Source organism: Phascolarctobacterium succinatutens CAG:287 (assembly GCF_000434895.1).
GTDB classification, from domain to species: Bacteria; Bacillota; Negativicutes; order Acidaminococcales; family Acidaminococcaceae; genus Phascolarctobacterium_A; species Phascolarctobacterium_A succinatutens_A.
In genome coordinates this window covers 1-9,211 of the sequence record NZ_FR892797.1, presented here as the reverse complement: position 1 = coordinate 9,211, position 9,211 = coordinate 1, and the positions used below count along the sequence as shown (strand labels likewise).

The following is a 9,211-nucleotide window of genomic DNA, read 5'->3' as shown; positions in this document are numbered from 1 at the left end:
CTTCAGCAGGATTTTTGCGTTCTGTAAAGAATTGTACAGTATAGAGTATGCAATGCAAAACGCAATATAACTAATTGCCAAGGAGGAACCCTTATGGAATTAACCGCTGTTGCGCAGCTACGCCGCATGGTGCTGAAGCATTTATCCCGCTACACCTGGAATAACGAGTTGCCTGACCACGTCTACGATATTCTGCAGGAGGTACGCGAGGACACTCCGCGCTACCGCTGCTGTGTTTATAAAGAAAGAGCCGTACTGAAAAACCGTATTGATATGGCGCTGGGCCAGGAGTGCTCCAGCAATATCATCGAGGCTGCCAAGCTGACGCTGAACGAGCCTGAGCGCACCGATTTGCCGATTATCGACGTGCTCCCAGCAGCCTGCGACCAATGCCCTATTGATGCTTATTACGTCACCGATATGTGCCGTCACTGCATCACCCATAAATGCATGAATAACTGCCCGAAAAAGGCTATCACCATTATTCAGGACCGTGCCTTTATCGATAAAACGAAATGTATTGAATGCGGACGCTGCAAGCAGATGTGCCCCTACGGTGCAATTATCGAAATCCATCGTCCATGCGTGCGTGCCTGCGCCATCGGTGCCATCAGCATCGGTGAAAACCGTAAGGCTGTCATTGACCATGAAAAATGTGTTTCCTGCGGTGCCTGCCGCAATGCCTGCCCCTTCGGCGCCATTGACGAGCGCAGCAATATCATCCGCGTTATCCGCGAAATTCAGCAGGGCAAGCAGGTTATCGCCCTTGTGGCACCTTCTATCGTAGGCCAATACGGTTTAAAGATTACTATGGCACAAATTTACGAGGCACTTCAAAAAGCAGGCTTCGCCGAGGTCGTAGAGGTTGGTGTTGGTGCCGATATCACCAGCGTTAAGGAAGCAGAGGAATATCTGGAGAAGGTTCCTGCCAAGCAGGGCTTTATGACCAGCTCCTGCTGTCCTGCCTTTGTTAAGCTGATTAAAACACAGGTACCGGAGGCTGCGGACAAGATTTCCGACACTCCCTCCCCCATGCTCACCTGCGCTGAGCTGATAAAGCAAAAATATCCCTATGCCGTTACTGTGTTCATCGGTCCCTGCATCGCCAAAAAGGTGGAAGCACGCGAGCACCGCGAAACCATCAACTATGTGCTGACCTTTGAAGAGATTATGTGCATGCTGGAGGGCAAGGATATCAAATTTGTGGAAATGAGCGGTGATACCGCTTATGAACGTGATGCCTCCAAGCTTGGCCTGAGCTTCCCGCTGACGGCCGGCGTAAGCGCTGCCGTGCAGGATACGGTTGCCGCTATGGGCGGTGAGGTACATAATGCGCAATACTGCTCCGGACTGGACAAATGCCGTGATACGGTTAAGGCTGCTGCCACAGGCAAGCTCGACTGCAGCTATATCGAAGGTATGGCCTGCTCCAACGGCTGTATCGACGGTCCTGCTGCCGTAGGCGACTTCCACATTACGAAGGTTGCCCTGACGAAATACGCAGCAGCAGCCCCAAATAAGCAGGCTGCCGAAGATAAGCACACAAAATAAAATTTTACAAACTATCCCTTCTGCCGCATTGGCAGAGGGGATAGTTTGTTCATAGCAGGATTTTAGTCTGCTAAAATCATAGAGTGCGTTTTACTGCGCACTAAAAGAACGGAGATTCCTAAGCAAATGCAAAACACTCACTACATCGGTCACATTGCTGCCCTCATTACAATTGCTACCTGGGGCACGACCTTTATTTCTACCAAGGTTTTACTTACCGGCTTTCAGCCGCTGGAAATTCTTTTTTTCCGCTTTATTATGGCCTTTTTCGCCCTTTGGCTGGCCTATCCTAAAATGCTGAAAACAGATAAAAAGCAGGAGCCTGTTTTTATGGCAGCAGGCCTCTGCGGCATCTGCCTCTACTACCTTTTGGAAAACATCGCCCTGACCTATACGCAAGCCTCCAACGTCGGCGTAATCGGCAGCACCGCGCCTTTCTTTACCGCGCTGCTGGCGCATTATTTTATGCGTTCTGCCGGCAGCTTAAGCAAGCAGTTCATCATCGGCTTTTTCATCGTAATGGCAGGCATCACCTGCATCAGCTTCAACGGTGTAGCCATGCAGCTCAATCCGCTGGGTGATTTGCTGGCGATTTCGGCTGCCGTCGTGTGGGCGTTTTATGCTCTGCTGACGAAAAAAATCAGCAGCTATGGTTATCCTGTTATCCTCGCTACACGCAGAACCTTTTTCTACGGCATTCTCTTTATGGTGCCAGCGCTCGGTTTTATGGATTTTGAACTGAACCTGGCGCGCTTCGCCAATACTACCTATCTTTTCAACATTGTCTTTCTGGGACTGGGCGCTTCCGCCCTCTGCTTTGTCACTTGGAATTTGGCAGTTAGGGAGTTGGGTGCAGTAAAGGCCAGCGTTTATATTTATATGGTTCCCGTTATCACCGTCATTACTTCGGCTATTATCCTGCAGGAAAAAATCACCCTGCTGGTAGCACTCGGTACCATCCTGACGATGACCGGCCTGTTTATCTCAGAATACAGGCCAAAGAAAAAATAAAGTAAGAAGGCAAACAAATACGCCCTAGGCATCAACAGCCTAAGGCGTATTTTTATTTATTCTGCATATAATAATTAATAAAGGTCTGCGCAACCTGCGACAGCTCTCTGCCCTTAACTATAGACAGCGTCATCTCAAGAAACAAGCGCTCATCCTTGATTTCCTTGCGGACCAGATTCGCCGGAAACAATTCTACAGCCGGTGCCGGTACAATTGCCACACCGGTATTTTTTTCTGCCCAGGCTATGGCCGAAAGCTTAGTAGTATTAATACTCATAACCTGCGGGAAAATGTGTGAATCCGAGCAAACAGAAAAAAACAGCTCAGAACAGCCACGCGACAGACATAACGGAATGTCCTCCAAATCATCCAGCAGGATATTAGGCTTATCATTTTTCAGATACGGGCTATCCTTATGAAAAAGCGCAACCAGACGCTCTTTACGGCTGAACAGCGTTTCAAAGCGTTTAGACTGCTTTAGGGGTGCATTGGCAATGCCTATTTCCGTTTTCCCATCCAAAAGCTGCTGGGTTTGTTCGTCAATCGGCACCTCATACAGCTCATAATTAATATGCGGAAACTCTCTGTAAAAATCACTCAAAAAGTTTTTAATAAAGTTTATTGACATCGAAGGTGACAGACTTATGCGCAGCGTACCGCTAAAGCCTGCCTGACAGTCAACTATCTCCTTCAGAGCGCTGTTTTCTGCCGAGCAGATATACTTAGCCTTGTTATATAAAATACAGCCTGCATCCGTAAGCTCAATGCTGTGACCGCCACGGCGCACATGCAGCAGCTGCGTACCAAAACGCTTCTGCAGCACCTTAAGCTGATTACTCAGCGCCGGCTGGGCAATCGCTATCTGCTTAGCTGCGGCAGAAATACTGCCGGCTTCAACTATGGCAATAAAATTGCGGTAATATTCTATGTCCATATAGGGTTCTCCTTTACTTCTCTCTGCCTTTATTATACTATACAGCAATATTTCTGAGTACATTTTTAGTTTTTAAAATTAAATTTTTCATAAAACCAATGACAGCATATGCAAAACGCATATAACTCCAATAGATTATTTTTATAAGTGATTAGGAATAAAAGCATAAGTTTTTCGTTTTTTTCTAAAAACAGACAACTATATATCATGAATTATCCTGTTCCCGCATCAAAGAACGAGTTAACGTATATATATTTTTTATATGTAAAATGTATTTTCCGTATTTTACTTTATATGTTGATAGATTTAAACTGTAAGCAGATAAGGAAATTTCCAAAAAAGAAAAGAGGTTTTTGAAATGCTGGATGCAACACGTTTGCGCACCCCCTGCCTATTTGACAAAATAGTCAGCGCGGACGAAGCAGCCACACTGATTACCGATGGTATGAATGTCGATGTCAGCGGCTTCACCCCCTCTGGCTATCCTAAGAAAACCACACTTGCTCTCGCTAAAGCCATCAAGGCCGGCAAAAAATGCCGTATCAATATTTGGAGCGGTGCTTCCGTCGGACCGGAAATCGAAGAAGCACTTGCCGAAGTCGGCGGTATCAGCGGACGCATGCCTTATTATGCAGCCTCCAACAAAACACTCAGCCGCCAGATCAACACCGGCAGCGTAACCTATATTGATCAGCATTTAAGCCACTTTGCCCAACAAATCGACTACGGCTTTTACGGCGATGTTGATGTTGCAATCGTTGAAGCCGCTGCTATCAATGCAGACGGCAGCATTGTTCTCGGTTCTGGTGTCGGCAACACGCCTATGCTTGTAAAGCATGCAAAAAAAATTATTGTTGAGGTCAACACATCTATCCCGCTGACGCTGGAGGGAATGCACGATATTTACATCTGCAGCAAACCACCTGAGCGCACCGAAATCCCTATTTATCATGTCGGTGACCGCATCGGTTCTCCTTATGTAAGCTGCGGACTTGACAGAATTACCTGCATCGTCGAATCAGACATTGTCGACCATGTACGCAATTTAAGCGCTCCTGATGAAGCAAGCAAAAAAATTGCCGCTAACCTGGTTGATTTTTTGGAGCACGAGCAGCGTCACGGCCGTCTGCCGCAGCAAATGCTGCCGTTGCAGTCCGGCGTAGGAAGCATAGCCAATGCTGTATTAATGGGTTTGGCAGAATCTAAATTTGATAATCTTACTATGTACTCGGAGATTTTGCAAGATTCTGTTTTTAAGCTGATAAAATGCGGTAAAGTCACCCAGGCCTCCGGCTGTGCCTTCACCCCATCGCCGACAGTTTGGGAGATGTATAAAGAAAATCCCGAGCTCTACCGTAACCGCATTGTTCTGCGTCCGCTCGACATCAGCAATAATCCGGAGGTCATCCGCCGCCTCGGCGTTATCTCCATGAATACACCGCTTGAATTTGATATTTACGGTCAGGCAAATTCTACCCATGTTATGGGCAACCGTATGATGAATGGTATCGGCGGCAGCGGAGATTATATGCGCAACGGTTACCTGACAATATTCTCCACCCCGTCAACTGCCAAAGGCGGTAATATCTCGAGCGTAGTTCCCATGGTTTCACACGCAGATCATACCGAACATGATACGATGATTTTTATTACCGAGCAGGGTGTAGCCGATATCCGCGGTCTGAGTCCTCTAAAACGGGCCAAACTGATTATCGAAAAATGCGCCCACCCCGATTTCAGGGAACAGCTTTATGATTACCTGAAAATGGCGCAAAGAAAAAACGGCCATGAGCCTGTTGATTTGGAACATGCCTTCGACATGCACATAGCGTTAGAAAAAACAGGCACGATGAAAGAGCAATCCAAGGAGGAAGAGCATTATGACTACACGAGAAGATTTACAGCTTAGCTTAGATGCCTATGATGCCAAGGTTGCCAAGGCAATCGCAAAATTCCCTGAACGGCAGCATTTAAGCGAAAAGCGCTTATATACACCCTTAGATATCGATGAAAATTTTGATTATAACAGTAAACTCGGCTTTCCCGGTCAGTATCCCTTCACCCGTGGCGTACAGCCCACAATGTACAGAGGCCGCCTGTGGACTATGCGTGCTTATGCAGGCTTTGCCACTGCCGAAGAAACAAATGCCCGTTACAAATATCTGCTACAGGCAGGCCAAACCGGTCTTTCCGTAGCTATGGATTTACCGACACAAATCGGTCTGGACAGCGACGCACCGTTATCCGAAGGCGAAGTCGGCAAGGTTGGCGTAGCTATTGATTCTCTCGCTGACATGGAAAAGCTTTTTGAAGGCATTCCCCTGGACAAGGTCAGCACCTCGATGACCATCAACGGTCCGGCAGCCGTACTTCTGGCAATGTATGTAGCTGTTGCCGAAAAGCAGGGCGTAAAACCGGAGCAGCTGAAGGGCACTATTCAAAACGATATTCTCAAGGAATATATCGCTCGCGGAACCTATATCTTCCCGCCACGTCCTTCCATGCGCCTGATTACAGATACCTTTGCTTATTGCTCGCAGAATATCCCCAAATGGAATACTATCAGCGTTGGCGCTTATCACATTCGCGAAGCAGGTGCTTCCGAGGTACAGGAAATCGCTTTTGCCTTCGCTAATGCCATGGCCTATATTGATGCTGCAATCAAAGCAGGCCAAAAGGTTGATGATTTTGCTCCCGGTATCAGCTGGATTTTTACCGCAGGCCTTAATTTCTTCTCTGAAATAGCCAAATTCCGCGCTGCCCGCCGCTTGTGGGCACGCATCATGAAAGAGCGTTACGGAGCCACCGTTCCCAAGGCACAGATGCTGCGCGTACACGTTCATACCGCAGGCAGCGTGCTGACAGCACAGCAGCCTTTGAACAACGTTGCCCGCATTACCTGGCAGGCTATGTCCGCTGTACTTGCAGGCATTCAGTCGATGGCCTGCTGCGCTTATGACGAAGCCATTGCCCTCCCTACGGAAGAAAGTGCAACGCTTGCACTGCGCACCCAACAGCTCATCGCTTACGAAAGCGGTGTTGCCGACACAATCGACCCAATGGCCGGTTCCTATTATGTTGAAGCACTCACTGACAAATTCGAAAAAGAAGCTTATGAATACATCCAAAAAATTGATGCCATGGGCGGTGCGGTTGCTGCTATCGAACAAGGCTATATGCAAGGTGAAATGGCTGCCCATGCCTACGAATATCAGACAGATATTGAAAAAGGCAAGCGTACAGTCATCGGCGTCAACAAATTTGCAGACAATAAGGCTGTCAAAACAAATGATATTATTACGGCAGATTTAAGCGTTGCGGAACGTCAGATTGCCAGTGTAAATGAAATGAAGGCTCACCGTGACCAGCAAGCAGTAGATGCTTCCCTGAAAGCTCTGAAGGAAGCTGCCAAGTGTGAAGCTAACCTTATGCCTTATCTGATTGATGCTATTAAAACCTATGCAACCTTAGGCGAAATCTGCGGCGTACTGCGCGAGGTTTTCGGAGAATACCAGCAGGGAGGTAATTTGTTTTAAGGCTAAGGCAGGTGTTTACGTTGCATTTGGCGAATACCATGGCAATAGTTAAAATTAAAGCAAAGGCAGGTATTAACAATGACAACTAAAGCATTAGCAAAATTTACCGCAGAATTGTGCTACGAAAAGCTTTCTGCTCACAGCATCGAAATGGCTAAAAAATGTCTGCTGGACTGGCTGGGGATTGCTATCCGCGGTTCACAGGAAAAGCCGGTGCGTATTATCCATGATGTTATTCTTCAGGGAGATGCCCCGCAGGCGAACATTTTCGGCAGCCTTCCTGCCAAAAAGGCCGGCGCCCTGAACGCAGCCTTTATCAACAGTGCTGCTTCCCACAGTCTGGACTTTGATGACCTGCATAACCCGTCGATTATTCATCCGGCTTGCGTTGTTGTTTCTCCCGCACTGGCTGTCTGCGAAGCGGAGCACAAAAGCGGCAAGCAGCTCATCGCAGCAATTTGTGCAGGCTACGAAGCCAGCGGTCGCGTAGGCGAAGCGGTTATCCCGGAATCCTACTTCTTTTGGCATACTACCGGTACCGCAGGCACCATCGCCGCCGGTGCTGCTGCCGCCAACGCCCTCGGTCTTGACGCACAGCAGACCTTGATGTGCTACGGCAGCGCCGGCACTCAGGCAGCAGGCCTGTGGGAATTTCTCAAAGAAGGTGCCATGAGCAAGCCGCTGCACACAGGCAAGGCTTCCTACAGTGGCGTCCTCAGCGCTTATCTTTCGCAGAAGGGCTTTACTGCAGCCAGTGAAATTTTAGAAGGCGAAAAGGGCTTCTGCCGTGCCATGGTCAAGGAGCCGCACTTGGAGAAACTTACCGAAAACATGAGCACCGACAAGCTGAAAATCGACATCAACTCCTTCAAGCCCTACGCCTGCTGCAAGCATGCTCACGCCGCTCTTTACGCCATTCAGGAGCTGCGCAAGGCTCATTCTCTGCAGCCTGAGGACATCGCTGAAATTAAGCTGTACGTCAACGATATTACCAACTATCTGATCAATAATCCACAGCCGCAAACGCCCTACGGCGGCAAATTCAGTATTCAATATTGCTCCGCTGCTATGCTGAAGTTCGGCGAAGTAGGCATTGCGCAGTTCAGCGAGGAATGTATCCATAACAAAGAGCTTACGGATTTAATGCAGCGCATCGAGGTTATCCGCGATGAGGCTATGGAACAGCTTTATGCAGCAGATGCTTCCAAGCTGGCTTCCAGAGTAGAAATTCAGCTGTATAACGGACAAACTCTTACAATGCAGGTTGATTATCCTAAGGGAGATCCGGAAAATCCTCTGACTTGGGAGGAGCTCTGCGCCAAGTTTATAAGCCTTGCCGTACCTGTTTACGGTGAAGCAAAGGCATTACGTTTACAAAATTTGGTAGCAAGCCTTGAGCAATGCAGCGACGTTGCCCAAGCGCTGGATGCCTGTCTAAAGGAGGAATGATTTATGCAACCGGAAGAAATTATCCGAAGCGTAAAAGATATCTACACGCATAACGCTTTTATGCAGCACTGCGGCATAAAGGTTCACAGCATCAGCTGCGGCAAAGCTGCAGTAGGCCTGCGCATCGACCCTGCTATCCACACAAACCTTCACGGCAAGCTGCACGGAGGCTTGCTTACAACACTGGTGGATAATGCCACCGGTATTGCCTGCGCTGCTATGGGCAAGCGCGTGGTTACGGTATCGATGACCGTAGATTTCATCAAAGGCGCTCCTTCCGGTGCAATGGTAGAGGCACAGGCTGAGGTTGTTTCGCATAATGACCAGTTGATTACTATGCAGATTCATGTATATGATACTGATGCAGATACATTGCTGGCCGCCGGCAGCTGCTGTATGCTGACGATTGCCGACTTCCCCGGAATTCCGGAAAAGTGGTAGATATCAGCTCCGCAGGTAATCTATAAAACATATACCATAACAGCTTAACTGCTTTCGTTACAATGTAAAAAGGAGTTCTCCCCTGCGGGAGAACTCCTTTACTGTAAGCAAAAAATCTTTATCAAATTCATTCCGCCTTAATCTTTTCAACCTGCTCAACGGAAAGTGAAGTAGCCTTAGCAATATCCTCTACAGATAATCCCATACTTAAAAGACGCTTTGCGGTTGCAGTCTTTTCTTCTGCCTTGCCTTCGGTAAAGTGTACCCTTTGTCAAGGACAAATTAAGAA

The 9,211-nt window shown here is 48.0% G+C and carries 7 protein-coding genes; 6 read left to right on the top strand and 1 reads right to left on the bottom strand.

All coding sequences use genetic code 11. The features are described 5' to 3' along the window. Positions 1-93: 93 nt before the first annotated feature. Together BN587_RS06890 and BN587_RS06885 are read left to right on the top strand one after the other, a co-directional pair. Positions 94-1,551 (top strand): monomeric [FeFe] hydrogenase, encoded by a 1,458-nt coding sequence (locus BN587_RS06890; RefSeq protein WP_021720404.1) that lies wholly within the window; start codon positions 94-96, stop codon positions 1,549-1,551. Positions 1,552-1,677: 126 nt separating this feature from the next. Beyond that, positions 1,678-2,562, top strand: a complete 885-nt coding sequence (locus BN587_RS06885) for a DMT family transporter (RefSeq protein WP_021720403.1) — start codon at positions 1,678-1,680, stop codon at positions 2,560-2,562. 52 nt (positions 2,563-2,614) lie between these two features. On the opposite strand, the gene BN587_RS06880 is transcribed toward BN587_RS06885, so the two are convergent. Then, entirely contained in the window at positions 2,615-3,496 is an 882-nt protein-coding gene (locus tag BN587_RS06880; protein ID WP_021720402.1) for a LysR family transcriptional regulator, read from the bottom strand. A gap of 358 nt (positions 3,497-3,854) precedes the next feature. Between BN587_RS06880 and BN587_RS06875 the strand changes: the two genes are divergently transcribed. From BN587_RS06875 to BN587_RS11425, 4 genes are all read left to right on the top strand, one after another. Continuing rightward, positions 3,855-5,405 (top strand): succinate CoA transferase, encoded by a 1,551-nt coding sequence (locus BN587_RS06875; RefSeq protein WP_021720401.1) that lies wholly within the window; start codon positions 3,855-3,857, stop codon positions 5,403-5,405. Then, positions 5,377-7,032: an acyl-CoA mutase large subunit family protein gene (locus tag BN587_RS06870; RefSeq protein ID WP_021720400.1), complete on the top strand. Its 1,656-nt coding sequence runs from the start codon at positions 5,377-5,379 to the stop codon at positions 7,030-7,032. Before BN587_RS06875 ends, BN587_RS06870 begins: the two co-directional genes overlap by 29 nt. Positions 7,033-7,110: 78 nt before the next feature. Beyond that, positions 7,111-8,481, top strand: coding sequence for an MmgE/PrpD family protein (locus BN587_RS06865; RefSeq protein WP_021720399.1), 1,371 nt, complete (start codon positions 7,111-7,113; stop codon positions 8,479-8,481). Between the two features lie 3 nt (positions 8,482-8,484). Continuing rightward, a complete protein-coding gene (locus BN587_RS11425) occupies positions 8,485-8,922 on the top strand; it encodes a PaaI family thioesterase (protein WP_021720398.1) in 438 nt (145 codons plus the stop codon). Positions 8,923-9,211: the final 289 nt, after the last annotated feature.

Excerpts from the sequence above, each read along its gene's own strand:
- BN587_RS06890 (WP_021720404.1), top strand. The coding sequence starts at position 94 with ATGGAATTAACCGCTGTTGCGCAGCTACGCCGCATGGTGCTGAAGCAT.
- BN587_RS06885 (WP_021720403.1), top strand. The coding sequence starts at position 1,678 with ATGCAAAACACTCACTACATCGGTCACATTGCTGCCCTCATTACAATT.
- BN587_RS06880 (WP_021720402.1), bottom strand. The coding sequence starts at position 3,496 with ATGGACATAGAATATTACCGCAATTTTATTGCCATAGTTGAAGCCGGC.
- BN587_RS06875 (WP_021720401.1), top strand. The coding sequence starts at position 3,855 with ATGCTGGATGCAACACGTTTGCGCACCCCCTGCCTATTTGACAAAATA.
- BN587_RS06870 (WP_021720400.1), top strand. The coding sequence starts at position 5,377 with ATGACTACACGAGAAGATTTACAGCTTAGCTTAGATGCCTATGATGCC.
- BN587_RS06865 (WP_021720399.1), top strand. The coding sequence starts at position 7,111 with ATGACAACTAAAGCATTAGCAAAATTTACCGCAGAATTGTGCTACGAA.
- BN587_RS11425 (WP_021720398.1), top strand. The coding sequence starts at position 8,485 with ATGCAACCGGAAGAAATTATCCGAAGCGTAAAAGATATCTACACGCAT.